Annotated in this window: 18 protein-coding genes; 12 read left to right on the forward strand and 6 right to left on the reverse strand. The window is 75.2% G+C overall.

Going from position 1 to position 18200, the window contains the following annotated elements; genetic code table 11:
- Window position 1 precedes the first annotated feature (1 nt).
- Complete coding sequence (locus ACIQBJ_RS06170; RefSeq protein WP_400704329.1) at window positions 2-415, reverse strand: YchJ family protein; 414 nt, start codon at window positions 413-415, stop codon at window positions 2-4.
- Between the two features lie 126 nt (window positions 416-541).
- Here ACIQBJ_RS06170 and ACIQBJ_RS06175 point away from each other — a divergent pair, with 126 nt between their 5' ends.
- Window positions 542-1039, forward strand: coding sequence for a histidine kinase (locus ACIQBJ_RS06175; RefSeq protein WP_400704332.1), 498 nt, complete (start codon window positions 542-544; stop codon window positions 1037-1039).
- 44 nt (window positions 1040-1083) lie between these two features.
- On the opposite strand, the gene ACIQBJ_RS06180 is transcribed toward ACIQBJ_RS06175, so the two are convergent.
- Window positions 1084-1476, reverse strand: coding sequence for an RNA-binding S4 domain-containing protein (locus tag ACIQBJ_RS06180; protein ID WP_400704335.1), 393 nt, complete (start codon window positions 1474-1476; stop codon window positions 1084-1086).
- Between the two features lie 107 nt (window positions 1477-1583).
- Between ACIQBJ_RS06180 and ACIQBJ_RS06185 the strand changes: the two genes are divergently transcribed.
- The 6 genes from ACIQBJ_RS06185 to ACIQBJ_RS06210 all read left to right on the forward strand — a co-directional run bounded on the left by ACIQBJ_RS06185 (window position 1584) and on the right by ACIQBJ_RS06210 (window position 7313).
- Window positions 1584-3587: an FAD-dependent oxidoreductase gene (locus ACIQBJ_RS06185; protein WP_400704338.1), complete on the forward strand. Its 2004-nt coding sequence runs from the start codon at window positions 1584-1586 to the stop codon at window positions 3585-3587.
- Window positions 3588-3666: 79 nt separating this feature from the next.
- Complete coding sequence (locus tag ACIQBJ_RS06190; RefSeq protein WP_400704341.1) at window positions 3667-4239, forward strand: PadR family transcriptional regulator; 573 nt, start codon at window positions 3667-3669, stop codon at window positions 4237-4239.
- Between the two features lie 67 nt (window positions 4240-4306).
- The gene (locus ACIQBJ_RS06195; RefSeq protein WP_400704344.1) at window positions 4307-5398 is read left to right on the forward strand and encodes an LLM class flavin-dependent oxidoreductase; all 1092 of its coding nucleotides are present in this window, start codon (window positions 4307-4309) and stop codon (window positions 5396-5398) included.
- A complete protein-coding gene (locus ACIQBJ_RS06200; RefSeq protein ID WP_400704347.1) occupies window positions 5395-6024 on the forward strand; it encodes an FMN reductase in 630 nt (209 codons plus the stop codon). Before ACIQBJ_RS06195 ends, ACIQBJ_RS06200 begins: the two co-directional genes overlap by 4 nt.
- A gap of 18 nt (window positions 6025-6042) precedes the next feature.
- Entirely contained in the window at window positions 6043-6354 is a 312-nt protein-coding gene (locus tag ACIQBJ_RS06205; RefSeq protein ID WP_400704350.1) for a GNAT family N-acetyltransferase, read from the forward strand.
- Window positions 6355-6503: 149 nt separating this feature from the next.
- Window positions 6504-7313 carry a DUF1028 domain-containing protein gene (locus tag ACIQBJ_RS06210; RefSeq protein ID WP_400704354.1) on the forward strand — a complete coding sequence of 270 codons (810 nt, stop codon included), beginning with the start codon at window positions 6504-6506 and terminating at the stop codon, window positions 7311-7313.
- A 55-nt stretch (window positions 7314-7368) separates the two neighbouring features.
- Here the strand turns inward: ACIQBJ_RS06210 and ACIQBJ_RS06215 are convergent, their stop codons facing one another.
- Complete coding sequence (locus ACIQBJ_RS06215; RefSeq protein ID WP_400704357.1) at window positions 7369-8520, reverse strand: trans-sulfuration enzyme family protein; 1152 nt, start codon at window positions 8518-8520, stop codon at window positions 7369-7371.
- A gap of 111 nt (window positions 8521-8631) precedes the next feature.
- Between ACIQBJ_RS06215 and ACIQBJ_RS06220 the strand changes: the two genes are divergently transcribed.
- Entirely contained in the window at window positions 8632-9114 is a 483-nt protein-coding gene (locus ACIQBJ_RS06220) for an Lrp/AsnC family transcriptional regulator (RefSeq protein ID WP_400704360.1), read from the forward strand.
- 16 nt (window positions 9115-9130) lie between these two features.
- Here the strand turns inward: ACIQBJ_RS06220 and ACIQBJ_RS06225 are convergent, their stop codons facing one another.
- Window positions 9131-10093, reverse strand: coding sequence for a helix-turn-helix domain-containing protein (locus ACIQBJ_RS06225; protein WP_400704363.1), 963 nt, complete (start codon window positions 10091-10093; stop codon window positions 9131-9133).
- Between the two features lie 227 nt (window positions 10094-10320).
- Between ACIQBJ_RS06225 and ACIQBJ_RS06230 the strand changes: the two genes are divergently transcribed.
- Window positions 10321-10773, forward strand: coding sequence for an ATP-binding protein (locus ACIQBJ_RS06230; protein WP_400704366.1), 453 nt, complete (start codon window positions 10321-10323; stop codon window positions 10771-10773).
- Between the two features lie 195 nt (window positions 10774-10968).
- Here the strand turns inward: ACIQBJ_RS06230 and ACIQBJ_RS06235 are convergent, their stop codons facing one another.
- Window positions 10969-12132, reverse strand: coding sequence for an alpha-hydroxy-acid oxidizing protein (locus tag ACIQBJ_RS06235; RefSeq protein ID WP_400704369.1), 1164 nt, complete (start codon window positions 12130-12132; stop codon window positions 10969-10971).
- Window positions 12133-12186: 54 nt separating this feature from the next.
- Window positions 12187-13170, reverse strand: coding sequence for a LacI family DNA-binding transcriptional regulator (locus ACIQBJ_RS06240; RefSeq protein ID WP_400704372.1), 984 nt, complete (start codon window positions 13168-13170; stop codon window positions 12187-12189).
- A gap of 89 nt (window positions 13171-13259) precedes the next feature.
- Here ACIQBJ_RS06240 and ACIQBJ_RS06245 point away from each other — a divergent pair, with 89 nt between their 5' ends.
- From ACIQBJ_RS06245 to ACIQBJ_RS06255, 3 genes are all read left to right on the forward strand, one after another.
- A complete protein-coding gene (locus ACIQBJ_RS06245) occupies window positions 13260-14171 on the forward strand; it encodes a helix-turn-helix domain-containing protein (protein ID WP_400704375.1) in 912 nt (303 codons plus the stop codon).
- Window positions 14172-14302: 131 nt separating this feature from the next.
- Window positions 14303-15970: a serine/threonine-protein kinase gene (locus ACIQBJ_RS06250; protein WP_400704378.1), complete on the forward strand. Its 1668-nt coding sequence runs from the start codon at window positions 14303-14305 to the stop codon at window positions 15968-15970.
- Window positions 15971-16072: 102 nt separating this feature from the next.
- Entirely contained in the window at window positions 16073-18136 is a 2064-nt protein-coding gene (locus tag ACIQBJ_RS06255) for an MDR family MFS transporter (RefSeq protein ID WP_400704381.1), read from the forward strand.
- The last annotated feature ends 64 nt before the right edge of the window (window positions 18137-18200 follow it).

Here is an 18200-nt window from a genome sequence, read left to right on the forward strand (position 1 = left end):
GTCAGGGGTCGACCCGGCCGTCCAGGTACACCCACTCGCCCTCGTGCCGGACGAACCGGCTGTCCTCGTGCATCGCGCCGGCCCGGCCGCCCTGGCGGTAGTGCGCGCGGAACTCCACCGAGCCCTCGGTGTGGAACGGGCCGCCCTCGTCGGAGCCGAGGATCTCCAGCCGCTCCCAGCGCAGCGACGGGTCGAAGTCCACCGCGGCGGGCCGGGTGTCGGGATGCCAGGAGCGCAGCAGGTACGGCTCGTCGCGGACGGCGAAGGCGCTGAACCGGGAGCGCATCAGCTGCTCGGCGCTGCCCGCGGCGGCCTCGCCGCGGTGCAGCCGGCCGCAGCAGTCGGCGTAGGCGGTGGGCAGTCCGCAGGGGCAGTCCTGGACGGCGGGCGGGGCGGGGGTGCGTCGGCGGGCCATCCCCCCATTATCGCCGCCGCCGGGGGGTGCCCGGCGCGGCGTCCGGGCATGGCCCGGGGCGGTCGGGGCAGGATGGGGCGGGCGCCGCGCCGGAGACCGAGGCCGGCCGACGAAGGGGACCGCACGATGAGCGACCACCACCACCACCACGTGCTGCTGCTGGGCTTCGCCGACCCGGCGGACTGCCGCCGGGCCTACGAGGAGGCCAAGCACCTGCCCGGCCTGCGGCAGGTCGCGGTGGTCGAGCGCGACGCCGAGGGCGCCCTCGACTTCCCGGAGAGCCACGTGCGCGGCGCGGGCGTGCCGACCGTCGGCTCCGGCCTGGTCGGCGGCCTGGTCGGGCTGCTCGGCGGCCCGATCGGGGTGCTGCTGGGCTTCGCGGCGGGCGCGGCGCTCGGCAACGCCGCCGAGCAGACCGGGATGACCGAGGGCGGCGCGGGCCTGATCCTGCTCTCCTCCCGGGTCGAGGACGGGCGGGCCCTGCTGGTGGTCGACCTGGTCGAGCACCAGCAGGGGCCGGCCGACGCGCTCGCCGCCGAGTACGGCGCCACCGTGGAGCGGCTGCCCGCCGAGGAGTTCGCCGCGCAGGTCCGGGCCGCCGAGGAGAAGGCCGAGCAGGACTGAAAGGCCGAGCAGGACCGAGCGGTCCGCACGGGACCGAACGGGCGTCAGAAGTACGGCCGGTAGCCGTCCTTGAGCTTCTCCAGGTCGCGCCGGTCGCGCTTGGTCGGGCGGCCCGCGCCGCGCTCGCGCACCGCGACGCCGGCGGGCCGCTCCGCGCGCGGCGGGGGCGGCGGGCTGTGGTCCTCGTAGCAGGTCTCGGCGACCGGCGCGCCGACCCGCTTGGCGATCGGCCGCAGCACCTTGACGATCCGCTCCCGCCCCTCGATCCGCACCCGCACGTCGTCGCCCGGCTTCACGTGCTGCGCGGGCTTCGCGGCGGCCCCGTTCAGCTTCACGTGCCCGGCCCGGCAGGCCGCGCCCGCCGCCGACCGGGTCTTGATCAGCCGGACCGCCCAGATCCAGCTGTCGATCCGCGCGCTCGCCTCGTCCGTCGCCATGGGCCCGACTGTAGTGGGTCGCCGCCGCGCCCCGGTTTTTGCAACTAGTTGCATCCCCCGTTCGATGCGCCCTACCGTTGGGTAACAAATCCCGACCGGAGGCGTCGATGACTGCTGCGTACCCGCACCTGCTGGCCCCGCTCGACCTGGGCTTCACCACGCTGCCCAACCGCGTGGTGATGGGGTCCATGCACGTCGGCCTGGAGGAGGCCGAGCACGGCTTCGAACGGATGGCGGCGTTCTACGCGGAGCGCGCCCGCGGCGGCGTCGGCCTGATCGTCACCGGCGGCATCGCCCCCGACGAGGCCGGGCGCCCGTGGTCCGGCGGCGCCAAGCTCACCACCGAGCAGGAGGCCGCCGAGCACCGGGTGATCACCGACGCGGTGCACGCCGAGGGCGGGAAGATCGCCCTGCAGATCCTGCACTTCGGGCGCTACGCCTACCACGAGGACCTGGTCGCCCCGTCCGCGCTGCAGGCCCCGATCAGCCCCTTCGTCCCGCACGAGCTGACGGCGGAGCAGATCGAGGCGACCGTCGAGTCCTTCGCCCGGTGCGCCGAGCTGGCCCGCTCCGCCGGGTACGACGGCGTGGAGGTCATGGGCTCCGAGGGCTACCTGATCAACGAGTTCATCGCCGCGCAGACCAACCACCGCACCGACGAGTGGGGCGGCTCCTACGCCAACCGCACCCGCTTCCCGCTGGAGATCGTCCGCCGGGTCCGCGAGCGGGTCGGGCCGGACTTCATCCTGATCTACCGCCTCTCGATGCTCGACCTGGTCCCCGGCGGCTCCACCTTCGACGAGGTGGTCGAACTCGCCCGGCAGGTCGAGCGGGCCGGCGCGACGATCATCAACACCGGCATCGGCTGGCACGAGGCCCGCATCCCCACCATCGCCACCTCGGTGCCGCGCGGCGCCTTCGCCTGGGTGACGAAGAAGCTGATGGGCGAGGTCGGCATCCCGCTGGTCACCACCAACCGGATCAACACCCCCGAGGTCGCCGAGCAGCTGCTCGCCACCGGCCACGCCGACCTGGTCTCGCTGGCCCGCCCGATGCTCGCCGACCCCGCCTTCGTCAACAAGGCCGCGGCCGGCGCCCCCGAGTCCATCAACACCTGCATCGGCTGCAACCAGGCGTGCCTGGACCACACCTTCAGCGGGAAGGTCACCTCCTGCCTGGTCAACCCGCGGGCCTGCCACGAGACCGAACTCGTCCTCGCCCCCACCCGGACCGCCCGGCGGATCGCCGTGGTCGGCGCCGGCCCGGCCGGGCTCGCCTTCGCCGTCTCGGCCGCCGGCCGCGGCCACCGGGTCACCCTGTTCGACGCCGCCGAGGAGATCGGCGGACAGCTCAACGTCGCCCGCAAGGTGCCCGGCAAGCAGGAGTTCGACGAGACCCTGCGCTACTACCGGCACGAACTCGCCCGCACCGGCGTCGAGTTGCGCCTCGGCACGGTCGCCGACGCGGACGCCCTGACCGGCTGGGACGAGGTGGTGCTGGCCACCGGCGTCACCCCGCGCACCCCGGAGATCGAGGGCGTCGACCACCCCAGCGTGCTCGGCTACCTGGACGTGCTGCGCGACGGCGCCAAGGTCGGCGACCGGGTCGCGGTGATCGGCGCGGGCGGCATCGGCTTCGACGTCGCCGAGTACCTCACCGACCCGGGCCCGGACGCCGACTTCCTGGCCCAGTGGGGTGTGGACGCCGCGCACACCGGCCCCGGCGGCCTGACCGCGCCGGTCCGGGCCACCGCCCCGCGCAGCGTCTTCCTGCTCCAGCGCAAGGCCGGCAAGGTCGGCGCGGGCCTCGGGAAGACCACCGGCTGGATCCACCGCACCGAACTGCGCCACCGCGGCGTGGTGATGGTCCCCGGCGTCGAGTACCGCCGGATCGACGACGCCGGGCTGCACGTCACCGTCGGCGGCGAGGAGCAGGTGCTGCCCGTCGACACCGTGGTGCTCTGCGCCGGCCAGGAGCCCCGCCGCGACCTGGTCGAGGCACTGCGCGCCCGCGGCGTCGAACCGCACCTGATCGGCGGCGCCGACGTGGCCGCCGAACTCGACGCCAAGCGCGCCATCGACCAGGGCACCCGCCTGGCCGCCGCACTCTGACCCGGCCGACCCGCCGCCCGCCGGAACCCCCGGCGGGCGGGCGCCGGGGCGGTGCGGGCCCGCCCCGTACGATCGCCGCATGTCACTGCCGCACGCGATCCTCACCGCCCTGCTGGAGAAGCCGTCCTCGGGGCTGGAGCTGACCCGGCGGTTCGACCGGTCGATCGGGTTCTTCTGGTCGGCGACGCACCAGCAGATCTACCGCGAACTGGCCCGGCTGGAACGCGACGGCCTGGTCCGGGCGCTGGCCCCCGGCGAGGGGCGCGGGCAGCGCAAGGAGTACGAGGTGCTGCCCGCCGGGCGGGCCGAGCTGCGCTCCTGGGTCGGGCAGCGGCAGGACCCCAAGCCGGTCCGCGACCCGCTGCTGCTGCGGCTGCGGGCCGCCGCCGTGCTCGGCGAGGACGGCCTGGGGGAGGAGCTGGCCCGGCACCGGGCGCTGCACCGCGCGCAGTTGGCCGAGTACCTGGAGATCGAGCACCGGGACTTCCCGCCGGAGGCGGCCGCGGCCGAGAACCGCCTCCAGCACCTGGTGCTGCGCGGCGGCATCCAACTGGAGTCGTTCTGGCTGGCCTGGCTGGACGAGGCGCTGGGGGAAGCGTCGGGGGAAGCCTCGGGGAGAGCGTCTGCGGAGGGCGGGGCGGAGCGGGAATAGTGCCGGGTGGCGGCTTCGTTGTCGAGGGTGGTTGAATGTTGAATCAACCTCGAAGGAGTTGAGAGCGGTGCAGTTCGGCATCTTCAGCGTCGGCGACGTGACCACCGACCCCACCAGCGGGCGGACCCCGACCGAGCACGAGCGGATCAAGGCCATGGTGGCCATCGCGCTCAAGGCCGAGGAGGTCGGCCTGGACGTCTTCGCCACCGGCGAGCACCACAACCCGCCGTTCGTGCCGTCCTCGCCGACCACCATGCTCGGCTACATCGCGGCCCGGACCGAGAAGCTGATCCTCTCCACGTCCACCACGCTGATCACCACCAACGACCCGGTGAAGATCGCCGAGGACTTCGCGATGCTCCAGCACCTCGCCGACGGCCGGGTCGACCTGATGATGGGCCGCGGCAACACCGGCCCCGTCTACCCCTGGTTCGGCAAGGACATCCGCCAGGGCATCCCGCTGGCGATCGAGAACTACGCGCTGCTGCACCAGCTCTGGCGCGAGGAGGACGTCGACTGGCAGGGCCGCTTCCGCACCCCCCTGCAGTCCTTCACCTCCACCCCGCGCCCGCTCGACGGCACCCCGCCGTTCGTCTGGCACGGCTCCATCCGCAGCCCCGAGATCGCCGAACAGGCCGCCTACTACGGCGACGGCTTCTTCGCCAACAACATCTTCTGGCCCAAGGAGCACTTCCAGCGCCTGGTCGAGCTCTACCGCGAGCGCTACGCCCACTACGGCCACGGCACCCCCGAGCAGGCGATCGTCGGCCTCGGCGGCCAGCTCTTCATGCGGAAGAACTCCCAGGACGCGGTGCGCGAGTTCCGCCCCTACTTCGACAACGCCCCGGTCTACGGGCACGGTCCCTCGCTGGAGGAGTTCACCGAGCAGACCCCGCTCACCGTCGGCAGCCCGCAGGAGGTCGTCGAGAAGACCCTGACCTTCCGGGAGAGCTTCGGCGACTACCAGCGCCAGCTGTTCCTGATGGACCACGCCGGACTCCCGCTGAAGACCGTCCTCGAACAGCTCGACCTGCTCGGCGAGGAGGTCCTGCCGGTGCTGCGCAAGGAGTTCGCCGCCGGACGGCCCGCCGACGTCCCCGAAGGACCCACCCACGCCGCGCTGGTGACGGCACGTCAGGAACAGGGGGCCGTCAAGTGACCGGGCTGCGACTGGTGGTGGTGACGGCCGGGCTGTCCGTCCCGTCCTCCACCCGGCTGCTCGCCGACCGGCTCGCCGAGGCCACCGCCCGCGACCTGCGCGCCGCCGGGCGGGAGGTGGACCTCCGGGTGGTCGAACTCCGCGCACTCGCCCGGGACATCGCCGACAACCTGGTCACCGGCTTCCCGCCGCCCGCGCTGCGCGACGCCCTCCGGGCCGTCGAGGAGGCGGACGCCCTGATCGCCGTCACGCCGATCTTCTCCGCCTCCTACAGCGGCCTGTTCAAGTCCTTCGCCGACGTCCTCGACCGGGACGCGCTCACCGGGAAGCCCGTGCTGATCGCCGCGACCGGCGGCACCGCCCGGCACTCCCTGGCGCTGGAGCACGCGATGCGCCCGCTGTTCGCGTACCTGCGGGCCGCGGTCGTCCCCACCGCGGTCTTCGCCGCCTCCGAGGACTGGGGCGCCAACGGCGCCGACGGCTCCCTCGCCGGCCGGATCGACCGCGCCGCCGGCGAACTCGCCACCCGGCTCTCCGGCCGCCCGGCCGGGGCCGTCCCCCCGACCCGGGCCGCCGAACAGGTCGTCCCGTTCGAACAGCAGCTCGCGGCGCTCCGCGTCCGCTGACCCCGAGGAGCAGAACCGATGGAACCGCAGGTCGTCGACAACGCCGAAGAGTCCCGCTTCGAGATCCGCACCGAGGCCGGCCTCGCGGGCTTCGCCGAGTACCAGCTCCGCGACGGCGGCAGCACCGTCGCCTTCGTCCACACCGTCATCGACCCCGCCTTCGAGGGCCAGGGCCTGGGCGGGAAGCTGGCCCGCGCCGCCCTCGACACCGTCCGCGAACGCGGTGCCGCCGTGCTGCCCCACTGCCCCTTCATCCGGGGCTGGATCGCCAAGCACCCGGAGTACACCGACCTCGTTCCGGCGGAGAAGCGGAGCAGGTTCGACCTCTGAGACACGGGGTCCCGCCCGGTGCCGGGGAACTCTTCGGCGGGCGGGACGGGAGAAACCACGGGCCTCCCCGAAGGCTCCCGTTTGCCGGAATGTGCCGGTGATCTTGGGGGCGTGGACGGATGTTCGAGCGGGGGTTAGGGTCGGCCGTCGTGACCTTCTCCATCGTGGCCCGGGACGGGGATGCCTTCGGGATCGCCGTGGCCAGCAAGTTCCTTGCCGTGGGTGCCCTGGTGCCGGCCGCCGAGGCCGGTGCCGGGGCGTTGGCGACGCAGGCGTGGGCCAACGTCGCGTACCGGCCGCAGGGCGTGGCGATGCTGCGCAGCGGGGTCGGGCCGGAGGGCGTGGTGGCCGCGCTGCTCGCGGCGGACGACGGCCGGGTGCACCGGCAGCTCGGGGTCGTCGGGCCGTCGGGGGGCGGCGCGACGTTCACGGGGGAGGAGTGCCTGCCGTGGGCGGGCGGGGTCGCGGGGGACGGGTACGCCGTCCAGGGGAACATCCTGACCGGGCCCGAGGTGGTCCGGGACGTCGAGGCGGTCTGGCTGGCGTCCGCCGGACTCCCGTTCGCGGACCGGCTGGTGGCCGCCCTCGCGGCGGGTGACGCGGCGGGCGGCGACGCCCGCGGACGGCAGAGCGCCGCACTGTACGTGGTCGCGCCGGGCCGGGGGATCGCGGGCTGGGGCGACCTCGCGTACGACCTGCGGGTGGACGACCACCCGGACCCGGTGGGGGAGTTGCGCCGGCTGCTGGCCGTCCACGAGGTGCTGCACGGCACTCCGGACCCGGCCGAGCTGCTCCCGCTGGAGGGTGAACTGGCCGAAGAGGTACGGGAGTTGCTCGCCCGGGTGGGGTACGACGCGCTGGACCGCTGGGCCGGGGTGGAGAACCTGGAGGGCCGTCTGGTGGAGGGCCGGATCGACCCGCTGGTGCTGGCCCACCTGCGGGCGTCGGCGCGGGGCTGACGGCCCGGCGGTGTCCCGGGGCATCGGGGCGGCCGCCGGGCCGTCGGTCCGCCGCTCAGGCGATGAGCGCCTTGGCGAGGTCGGCGATCAGGTCCTCCGGGTCCTCCAGGCCGACCGAGAGCCGCAGCACGCCGGGGGCGGGCTTGTGGGCGGCGGCCACCGGGCGGTGGGTGAGCGAGGCGGGGTGCTGGATCAGGGTGTCGACGCCGCCGAGCGAGACCGCGTGGGTGATCAGCTCGCAGCGCTCGGCGATCGCCGCGGCGTGCGCGAAGCCGCCGGCCGCCTCGAAGGCCAGCGTGCTGCCGCCGCCGCGCAGTTGGGTGCCGAGCAGCGGGGAGCCGGAGCGGCCGGGGTAGTGCACGGCGGTGACCTCGGGCTGCTCGGCCAGCCAGTCGGCGATCCGGGCGGCGGACGCGGACGCGGCGCGCACCCGCAGCGGCAGGGTCTGCAGGCCGCGGTGCAGCAGGTAGCCGGCCAGCGGGTGCAGGATCGCGCCGGTCACGGCGCGGACCCGGCGCAGCCGCTCGGCCCACTCGGTGCTGCAGGCGACCGCCCCGGCGAGCACGTCGCCGTGGCCGCCGATCGCCTTGGTGGCGGAGTGCAGCACCAGGGTGGCGCCGAACGCGGCCGGGTTCTGCAGCACGGGGGTGGCGAAGGTGTTGTCGACCAGGAGCGGGACGTCGCCGCAGCGCCCGGCGAGCGCGGCGAGGTCGAGCAGGTCGAGGGTGGGGTTGCCGGGGGTCTCGACCAGCACCAGGCCGGTGTCGGGGCGCAGCGCGGCGGCGAGGGTGTCGGGGGTGGCCCAGGTGACCTCGGTGCCGAGCAGGCCGGAGTCGAGCAGGTGGTCGGAGCCGCCGTACAGCGGGCGCAGCGCGACCACGTGCCGGCGGCCCTCGGCGGCGGCGGCCAGCAGGCAGGCGGTGAGCGCGGCCATGCCGGAGGAGAAGGCCACCGCCTGGGCGCAGCCCTCGAGTTCGGCCAGGGCCTGTTCGAAGCGGGCGACGGTGGGGTTCCACAGGCGCTGGTAGACCAGGCCGCCCTCGGCGGGCGGGCGGCCGCCGGTGGCCAGGGCCTGGTAGGCGTCGCCGCCGGCGGTGAGGTCCGGGACCGGGTAGGTGGTGGACAGGTCGAGCGGGGGGACGTGCGTGCCGAGTCCGGCGAGGTCCTCGCGGCCGGCGTGCACGGCTCGGGTGTCGAGTCGGCTCATGGGGCTCGATGGTGAACTTGTCGGCCCGGATCGGCCAGGGCTCCGGTCGATCGTTCGGGATCGGCGTCCGGGGTCTTGCGAATGTTCGGCGCGGGCCGTCAGGCTGGGGGCGTGCCGAACATTCCACGGCCCCGTGCGGCCGAGCTGGACGAGGTGGACCGGGCGATCGTCCGGGCGCTGCGGGCCGACGCCCGGACGCCGAACAACGCGCTGGCGGAGCTGGTGGGGGTGGCGCCGTCGACCTGCCTGGCCCGGGTGCGGGCGCTGCGCGGGCGCGGGGTGATCTCCGGGTACCACGCGGAGGTGGACCTGCCGTCGGTGGGGCTGCCGCTGCAGGCGATGATCTCGGTGCGGCTGCGGGCGCACACCCGGGAGCAGAACGGCTCGTTCCGGGCCGCGGCGCCGAACCTGCCGGGGGTGCTGGCGGTGTTCCACATGGCGGGCAGCGACGACTACCTGCTGCACGTGGCGGTGGCCGACCCGGAGGCGCTGCGCTGCTTCGTGGTCGACCACCTGACGACGCATCCGGCGGTCGCGCAGACCCGCACCAACCTGGTGTTCGAGCGGATCGCGGGTTCCAGCCCGGTGATCTGACGTTCCGTCGGGGACGTTACAGCCAGCCGCGCTTGGCGGCCTGGAGCCCGGCCTGGAAGCGGGTCTGGGCGTTCAGCTCGGTCATCAGCTGGGCGATCCGGCGGGTCATCGTGCGCGGGGTCAGGCCGAGGCTGCGGGCGATCGCCGAGTCCTTCGCCCCGGCGGCCAGCAGGGCCAGCAACTCGCGGTCGCGGTCGTCGAGTTCGCCGGTGGGCCGGGTGGCGGCCAGCGGGGTGGCGCGGTCCCAGAGCAGGTCGAAGCAGGTGACCAGGGCGGTCAGCAGCGGCGAGGGGCGGACCCAGAGCGCGGCGGTGGACTCGGTGGCCTCGAAACTGAGCGGGATCATCGCGCACCGCCGGTCGGCGACCAGCATCTTCATCCGCACCGAGGGCAGGCTGCGGGCCTGCTCGCCGGCCTCCACGCAGCGCATCACGAACTCGGTCCGGGCGGAGTCGACCAGGCCCGGCGCGTCGTACAGCACCCGGCACTCGACGCCCCGGGCGAGCAGCTGGAACTCGATCGGGTTGTCGGTGGGGCTGTCGAAGTACGGCGGGCAGTCGATCGCCAGCACCTCGTGCTGGGCGCCGAGTTGGAGCTGTTCGGCGCGGTGCCGCAGGGCGTCCTGGCCCTCGACCAGCTCGACGAGTTCGCTGGAGACGGAGGGGCCGAGGTCGGCGTGCGCGAGGGCCAGCTCGCGGACCCGGACCCGGAGCCGGTCCAGGTCGTTCCGGCGCTGGGTGGCCAGCGCGTCGACCGCGATCTCCGGCGGGGCCGCGGTGTACCGGGTCGGGCTGCCGGTGAGCCGGGTGACCAGGCCGGCCGCGATCAGCCGGTGCAGGGCGGCGCGCAGCGCGCCGGGGGCGGCGTCCACCGACTCCGCCAGTCGGGCGGAGGTGGACCGGGGCGAGGCCAGCACCCGCTGGTACAGGATGCTCTCCAGGGTGCCGAGGCCGAGGGGCTCCAGCAGGTCGTCGGACATGATCCCCAGGGTACGGCGGGTGGTGGCGAGTTGTGGCCACTGTCCAGCATCCGCCGCCGCAGATCGGACCGTTCGGCCTTACGGTGGTGAGCATCGGTGATCTGTCCGGTGGTTCGGGCGTCGTTCGGACGTCGTTCGGACGGGGCAGTGCCGCCGAGCCCCGACGCGGCCGGACAACGGCGTTCCCCGCTCCCCACCCGGTCGCCCCCGTTGTGAAGGGACCGACCATGGCTGTCGCGGACCCGCCCCAGGCCCTGCGCTTCTGTCTGAGCCTGGCGACCGTACCCGCGTCCGTACCCGAGGCGCGCCGCAGCGTGCGGGCCGAACTCGCCGCCCGCGGGCTGGACGCGGACCATCCACTGACCGACACCGTGCTGCTGGTGGTCAGCGAACTGGTCACCAACACCGTCCGCCACGCGGCCCCCCGCTCGCCCCGCACCACGCTCCAACTCGACTTCGGCGTCGACGAACTGACGGTCCGGGTGCACGACCGCCACCCGCACTGCCCGCGCCGCCCCGAGGTGCCGCACCAGGACGGCAGCGGCGGCTGGGGCCTGGGCCTGGTGCACGAGCTGGCCGCGCTGGCCGGCGGCGGCACCGAGACGCTGGCCGACGAGGACGGCGGCGGCAAGACCATGGTGGTGCGCCTGCCGCTCGACGGGCCCGCCGACCTCGGCTGAGCACCGCGCGCGGCGCGATGCCCGGCCCGACGCAGCACGACACAGCGCGGCGGAAGCTGGCGCGGGGCCGGCGCCGTGTCCCGGCGGACGCCGGTTGGGAAGACGATCGTCGGACGACCCCGCGGCTCCACTCTGCTGCATGCCATCCGTTATTGCAAGCAATGCGCAATAAGGTGTCGCCCCCGGTGCGGCCGCTCAGCAGCGGCGCAGCGCCCCCGGCACCCGCAGGTCCGCCAACGACGGGTAGCCGTCCACCGCCATCAGCAGGTCCGCCTCCGCCAGCAGCGAGCGCAGCACGTGCACCACCCCCTCCTCGCCGCCCAGCGCCGCCCCGTACACGTACGGCCGCCCCACGCCGACCGCCGTCGCCCCCAGCGCCAGCGCCTTCACCGCGTCCGTGCCGCTGCGCACCCCCGAGTCGAACAGCACCGGCAGGCCGTCCGCGGCCGCGACCACCTCGGCCAGCGACTCCAGCGCGGGCAGCCCGCCGTTCGCCTGCCGCCCGCCGTGGTTCGAGCAGTAGACCCCGTCGATCCCGGCGTCCTTCGCCCGCCGCACGTCCTCCGGGTGGCACAGGCCCTTCAGCACCAGCGGCAGGTCGGTCAGCGACCGCAGCCACGGCAGGTCGTCCCAGGTCAGCGGGTTGCCGAAGACCTGCACCCAGTCCATCACCGCGCCCCGCGGGTCCCCGTCCGGGTCCTGCAGCCGGGCCCGGAACACCGGGTCCGAGGTGTAGTTCGCCAGGCAGTGCCCGCGCAGCTGCGGGAAGCTCCCGCTGCCCAGGTCGCGCGGCCGCCAGCCGGTCACCCAGGTGTCCAGGGTGACCACCAGCGCCTTGAACCCGGCCGCCTCCGCCCGGTGCGCCAGCGACTCCGCCAGCGCCCGGTCGGTCGGCGTGTACAGCTGGAAGAACCCGGGCGTGCCGCCCAGCTCCGCCGCCACCGCCTCCAGCGGGTCCACCGACAGCGTGGACGCCACCATCGGCACCCCCGTCCGGGCCGCCGCCCGGGCCGCCGCGAGATCCCCGTGCCCGTCCGGCGCGCACAGCCCCAGCACCCCCACCGGGGCCAGGAACAGGGGTGAGGCCAGCTCCAGGCCGAACAGCTCCACCCGCAGGTCCCGCTCCTTCGCGCCGACCAGCATCCGCGGCACCAGCCCCCACCGCTCGAACGCCGCCGCGTTGGCCCGCTGGGTGTGCTCGTCGCCCGCCCCGCCCGCCACGTACGACCACAGCTCCGGCGCCAGCGCGTGCCGGGCCCGCTCGGCCAGACCCGCGTACGTCATCGGGTACTTCGGGGCGGTGCCGAACAGCGCCTCGAAGTAGACCTCGTTCTGGTAGTCGCCGAACCGGGTGGCCATCCGCGCTCCTCGGGGTGGGGGAAGCCCCACCCTCCAGCGATCACCGACAGCTGGTCAAGGGCGCAGCACCAGGCGGGTCGGGACGGTCTCGGTGCGCGGCGGCGCGGTGTCCCCGTCCAGCCGGGCCAGCGCCAGCCGGGCCGCGGTCGCGCCCAGCAGCGCCGGGTCCTGGGCGACCGCCGACAGCGGCGGGTCGAGGACCTCGGCCAGCGGCAGGTCGTCGAAGGACAGCAGCGCCACGTCCCGCCGCCGCCCCGCCCGGCCCAGCGCCAGCAGGGCGCCCGTCGCCGCGGTCACGTTCGACGCGAACAGCGCCGTCGGCGGCTCGGGCAGCGCCAGCAGGGCCAGCGCGGCCCGCCCGGCCGCCGCGACCGTCCGGGCCCCCGCCACCAGCTCGTCCGGCGCCGGGAGGCCCGCCGCCGCCAGCGCCTCCCGCCAGCCCGCCAGCCGCTCCCGCCGGGTGTGCATCGAGGCCGGCAGGTCGCCCAGGAACCCGACCCGCCGGTGCCCCGCCGCCAGCAGGTGCGCCACCCCCTCCCGGGCCCCCGCCCGGTTCGAGGACAGCACGCAGTCCGCGCCCGGCCCCGGCCGGTCCAGGTACACCAGCGGCACCCCCGCCGCCCGGGCCGCCGCCGGCAGCCCCCCGCCGCCGCCCGCCGGGACCACCAGCAGCGCGCTCGTCCGCCGGGCCAGGAACGCCCCCACCACCTCGGCCTCGCGCGCCCCGTCCCCGCCCGAGCACCCCAGCAGCACCGTCAGCCCGCGCCCGCGCACCGCCTCCTCCACCCCGCCCGCCAGCGCCCCGAAGAACGGGTTCGCCAGGTCCGGCAGCACCAGCCCGACCGTGGCGTCCGGCCCGCCGGTGCGGATGCTGCGGGCCAGCGGGTTCGGCCGGAACCCCAGCCGCCGCACCGCCGCCAGCACCCGCTCCCGGGTCGCCGCCGCCACCGGCCCGTCCCCGTTCAGCACCCGCGACACCGTCTTGGCGCTCACCCGCGCCTCGCCCGCCACGTCGTGCAAGGTCGGCCGCCGCTCCATCCCCGCTCCCTCCGCCGGAGCCCCGACCGTACCGCCGGGCTCCCGGTGGAAGATCCACCGGAGGTAGCCTGAACCCGGATGTGGTGACCATGCGAGCGAACGAGACCCAGGCGTCCGGGACGGCGATCCCCGAGGTCCCGTTCACCGCGCCGCCCGGCGCGCCCCCCGGCGTCGAGGTGCTGACCCTCGCCGAACTGCGCGCCCGCCGCGCCACCGCCACCGACCGGGCCTTCCACCGCCCGCAGCGCCCCGCCTTCCACCACCTGCTCACCCTCGACCGCGGCACCCTGCGGCACACCGTCGACTTCGCCGCGCACGACATCCGCCCCGGCGACTGGCTCTGGGTCCGCCCCGGCCAGGTCCAGCAGTGGGGCGGACTCGGCGACGCCGACGGCACCCTGGTGCTGTTCGAACCCGGCTTCCCCGACCCCGCGACGGTCGCCGCCGCCCGCCTCGACGACGTCTTCGCCGCCGCCGTGGTGCCCACCGCCGGGGCCGACCGCGACGCCCTCCGGCACGCCGTCCGCCACCTGCGCCACGAGTACGCGGCCGGCGCCGACCTGCCCGCCGACATCCACCACGCCCTGCTGCGCCACCTGCTGGCCGCGCTGCTGCTGCGCCTCGCCAACCCGGCCGTCCCGTGCGGCGGCGCCGCCGCCGATCCCGGCGAGACCTACCGGCGCTTCCGGCAGGCCGTCGAGCACCGCTACACCCGCACCCGCCGGGTCGAGGACTACGCCCGGCTGCTCGGCTACGCGCCCCGGACGCTGTCCCGGGCCACCCTCGCCGCCGCGGGCGTCGGCGCCAAGGAGTTCATCGACCGCCGGGTGGTGCTGGAGGCCAAGCGGCTGCTCGCGCACAGCGACAGCTCCGCCGCCCGGATCGCCGGCCACCTCGGCTTCGCCGACGCCGCCAACTTCGCCAAGTTCTTCCACCAGCGCACCGGCACCACCCCGATCGCCTTCCGCACCGGGGTCCGCGGCGCCGCCGACCGCCCCTGACCCCGCTGCGTCACCGTCGGGTTCCGATCCGGTCCGGAATCGACCGATCACCGCCGTCCGGGCCCCGCCGCCCTCTAGGGTGCCCGTGAGGACGGCGGGCCGGGGGCCCGGAGCAGAGGAGCCACAGGACCTTGGAGACTCTCGGCGCGGACGATCCGCAGGCGGTGGGGCCGTACCGGCTGATCGGGCGGCTCGGGGCGGGCGGCATGGGCGAGGTGTTCCTCGGCCGGACCGCGGGCGGGCGGACGGTCGCCGTCAAGACGGTCCGTCAGGAGTTCGCCGCCGACGCCGAGTTCCGGCAGCGCTTCCGGCAGGAGGTGGCCGCGGCCCGCCGGGTCGGCGGGCGTTGGACCGCGCCCGTGCTGGACGCCGACACCGAGGGCCCGCAGCCCTGGGTCGCCACCGGCTACGTCGCGGGGCCCTCGCTCGGCCAGGCCGTCCGGCGGTACGGTCCGCTGCCGCTCGCCACGGTGCGGGCCCTGGGTGCCGGGCTGGCCGACGCCCTGGCGGCGGTGCACGCCCTCGGGCTGGTGCACCGGGACGTCAAGCCCTCCAACGTGCTGCTGGCGCTGGACGGGCCGCGCCTGATCGACTTCGGCATCTCCCGCGCGCTGGACGCCACTTCGGCGCTGACCAGGTCCGGCCACGTGGTCGGCTCGCCCGGCTTCATGTCCCCCGAGCAGGCCAGGGGCCGCCCCGCCGGGCCGCCCGGCGACGTGTTCGCGCTCGGCGCGCTGCTCGCCGTCGCCGCGACCGGCCGGGCCCCGTTCGGCGAGCAGGACAGCGCCGCCGGACTGCTCTACCGGATCGTCCACGAGGAGCCCGAACTCGGCCCGATGGAGCCCGAGTTGCTGGCGCTGGTGGGTGACTGCCTGGCCAAGGACCCGGACCGCCGCCCCACCCCCGCGGCCGTCCGCGACCGCCTGGCGGGCCGCGGCCCCGGCCAGACCCTGCTGGGCGAGCGCGGCTGGCTGCCCGCCGCGGTCTCCGAGGAGGTCGCCCGGATGGCGGTGGCCCTGCTCGACCTGGAGTCCCGCCCGCTGTCCGAGGACCGCCCCGCGGCAGCCGCCCCCGGCTTCGGCCCGCCCCCGCCGATGGACCGGCCCGCCCCCGGGTACCCCGCCACGCCGCCCGGCCAGTACCCCGCCACCCCGCCCGGCCAGTACCCGGCGACCCCGCCCGGCCAGTACCCGTACCCGCAGCCGCACGGACCGCTGGCGGCGACCGGGCCCACGGCGCCGGTCCGCCCGACCGGGCACCGGTGGCTGCCGATCGCCGCCACCGGTGTCGCCGCCGCGCTGCTGGCCGGGTTCGGTGTCTGGGCCGCCACCGGCGGGCTCTCCGGCGGCAACGGCGGCACCGCCGACCCGGCCGCCGGCACCCCGGCGGTCGCCGTCACCGGGAAGGACGGCGCCGGGAAGAACGGCACCGAAGCGCCCCCGAGCCCGGAGAGCGGCGCGGTGCCGACGGCCTTCCTCGGCACCTTCGAGGGCCCGATCGCCGCGGCCGCCGGCAGCCTGCGGATCTCGGTCCGGTTCACCGTCCACCAGGGCGGGATCGGCGAGCCGTTGGCCGACGTGCAGAGCGACGGTGGCACCGGGACCGGCCGGGCGGTCTGCGCCAACAAGGCCGCCCTGATCTCCAGCGCCGCGACCCGCCTGGTCCTCCGGCCCCTCCCCGAGACCAGCAGCCCCGGCTGCACCCCCCTGCCCGGCGACGGCACGATCACCCTGAACGCGGACGGCTCGCTCCACTTCGTCCAGGGCGCCTTCACCGGCGAGATGGCCCGCAGTCGCTGACCGGGGCGCGGCGCCGGCCCCCGTCGCACGATCGGCGCAGTGTTCTTCGGCGTGTCGGGCCGCTAGGTCGGACATACCGTCATGAAATGTGACGATGCGACAGTGACCACCACCAGCGAAGTCAGCCAGGCCGCGCCGCCCGTCCTCGACCGGCGGCAGCGCAACGTCGTGTTCGGCACCATCATGCTGGGCATGCTGCTGGCCGCCCTCGACCAGACGATCGTCGGCACCGCGCTGCCGACGATCGTGGCCGACCTCGGCGGCGCGTCCCACATGTCCTGGGTGGTGACGTCCTACCTGCTCGCGGAGACCGTCACCACGGCGCTGGTCGGCAAGTTCGGCGACCTGTTCGGCCGCAAGATCGTCTTCCAGGTCTCCGCGATCGTCTTCATCACCGGCTCCTTCCTGTGCGGCCTGTCCACCGACATGCTGCTGCTGATCGCCTGGCGGGCGGTCCAGGGCGTCGGCGCGGGCGGCCTGATGGTCACCTCGATGGCGCTGATCGCCGACGTCATCCCGCTGCGCGAACGCGGCAAGTACCAGGGCGCGATCGGCGCGGTCTTCGGCGTCTCCACCGTGATCGGCCCGCTGCTCGGCGGCCTGTTCACCGACCACCTGTCCTGGCGCTGGGCGTTCTACGTGAACGTGCCGATCGCGATCCTGGTGGTGATCGCCGCCGCCCGGAACATCCCGGTGGTCCGCACCGCCGCCCGCCCCGTCGTCGACTACCTGGGCATCGCGCTGGTCGCGATCGGCGCCAGCGCCCTGATCCTGGCCACCAGCTGGGGCGGCAACGAGTACGCCTGGGGCTCCCCGACGATCATCGGGCTGTTCGCCGGCGGCCTGCTGGCCCTCGGCCTGTTCTGCTGGGTGGAGACCCGGGCCGCCGAACCGATGCTGCCGATGCGGCTGTTCCGCAACCAGGTCTTCACGGTCTGCTCGATCCTGTCCTTCATCGTCGGCTTCGCCATGCTCGGCGCGATGACCTTCCTGCCGACCTTCCTGCAGTACGTCGACGGCGACTCGGCGACCGTCTCCGGCGTCCGCACCCTGCCGATGGTGCTCGGCCTGCTGATCGCCTCGATCTTCAGCGGCAACGTGGTCTCCAAGACCGGCCAGTACCGGATCTTCCCGATCGTCGGCTCACTGGTGATGGCCCTCGGCCTCTACCTGCTGTCCCGGCTGGACGTCGGCACCAGCACCTGGCTCGCCAGCCTCTACATGTTCGTGCTCGGCGTCGGCATCGGCCTGTGCATGCAGGTGCTCACCATCGCCGTCCAGAACACCGTCGACTACGCCGACCTCGGCACCGCCACCTCCGGCGTCACCTTCTTCCGCACCCTCGGCTCCTCGTTCGGCACCGCCGTCTTCGGCACCATCTACACCAACACCCTGAAGACCAACCTGACCGACGGCGTCGCCGCGGCGGCCCGGGCCGGCGGCGGCGACCCCGGGCGGATCGCCGCCGCCGCGCAGAGCCCGCGCGGCGTCCACGAACTGCCCCTCGAACAGGCCCGGCCGGTCATCCAGGCGTACGCGGACTCGCTGCACACCGTCTTCCTGTGGACGGTGCCGGTCGCGCTGCTCGGCTTCGTGGTCGCGCTCTTCCTCAAGCAGGTCACGCTCCGCGACACCGCCCGCGCCACCTCCACCGACATGGGCGAGGGCTTCGCCCAGCCGACCTCCGGCGACTCCTCGAAGGTGCTCGAACTCGCCGTCGCCAAGCTGCTCGGCACCGCCGGGCTGGACACCGCCCGCCAGGTCGTGCACTCCTCCGGCACCCGGCTGGACGTGGCCGGCGCCTGGGCCGTCATGCAGGTCGAACTGTTCACCCGCACCGTCGGCCACGCCACCCTCAACCTGATCGCCGCCCGCCGCCGGGTCCCCCCGGAGGTCCTCCAGCCGGTCTTCGACCGGATGACCGCCGAGGGCTTCCTGGAGGTCCGCGACGGCTTCTACGCGCACACCGCGGCCGGCGAGCACGAGGCCGCCACCATCACCCGGGCCTGGTCGGCCTGGCTCAACCACCGCCTGGAGGAGGACCGCGGCCGCCCGCGCAGCGCCGAACTGCGCGCCGCCGCCGACGCCATCGCCAAGCGCATGATCGCCGAGGACCTCGCCGAGGGCCTCCCCGAGCGCGGCGGCCTGCTCTCCGGCCGCCGCTGACGGCCCGTCACCCCCGCCGCCCCGTCCCACCGCCGGCGGCCCCGACCGGAGCGCCCCCCCGCCC

Source organism: Kitasatospora sp. NPDC088391, assembly GCF_044753345.1.
GTDB lineage: Bacteria > Actinomycetota > Actinomycetes > Streptomycetales > Streptomycetaceae > Kitasatospora.

Excerpts from the sequence above, each read along its gene's own strand:
- ACIQBJ_RS06225 (WP_400704363.1), bottom strand. The coding sequence starts at position 10,093 with ATGTCCGACGACCTGCTGGAGCCCCTCGGCCTCGGCACCCTGGAGAGC.
- ACIQBJ_RS06175 (WP_400704332.1), top strand. The coding sequence starts at position 542 with ATGAGCGACCACCACCACCACCACGTGCTGCTGCTGGGCTTCGCCGAC.
- ACIQBJ_RS06215 (WP_400704357.1), bottom strand. The coding sequence starts at position 8,520 with ATGAGCCGACTCGACACCCGAGCCGTGCACGCCGGCCGCGAGGACCTC.
- ACIQBJ_RS06185 (WP_400704338.1), top strand. The coding sequence starts at position 1,584 with ATGACTGCTGCGTACCCGCACCTGCTGGCCCCGCTCGACCTGGGCTTC.
- ACIQBJ_RS06205 (WP_400704350.1), top strand. The coding sequence starts at position 6,043 with ATGGAACCGCAGGTCGTCGACAACGCCGAAGAGTCCCGCTTCGAGATC.
- ACIQBJ_RS06170 (WP_400704329.1), bottom strand. The coding sequence starts at position 415 with ATGGCCCGCCGACGCACCCCCGCCCCGCCCGCCGTCCAGGACTGCCCC.
- ACIQBJ_RS06190 (WP_400704341.1), top strand. The coding sequence starts at position 3,667 with ATGTCACTGCCGCACGCGATCCTCACCGCCCTGCTGGAGAAGCCGTCC.
- ACIQBJ_RS06245 (WP_400704375.1), top strand. The coding sequence starts at position 13,260 with ATGCGAGCGAACGAGACCCAGGCGTCCGGGACGGCGATCCCCGAGGTC.
- ACIQBJ_RS06230 (WP_400704366.1), top strand. The coding sequence starts at position 10,321 with ATGGCTGTCGCGGACCCGCCCCAGGCCCTGCGCTTCTGTCTGAGCCTG.
- ACIQBJ_RS06240 (WP_400704372.1), bottom strand. The coding sequence starts at position 13,170 with ATGGAGCGGCGGCCGACCTTGCACGACGTGGCGGGCGAGGCGCGGGTG.
- ACIQBJ_RS06180 (WP_400704335.1), bottom strand. The coding sequence starts at position 1,476 with ATGGCGACGGACGAGGCGAGCGCGCGGATCGACAGCTGGATCTGGGCG.
- ACIQBJ_RS06235 (WP_400704369.1), bottom strand. The coding sequence starts at position 12,132 with ATGGCCACCCGGTTCGGCGACTACCAGAACGAGGTCTACTTCGAGGCG.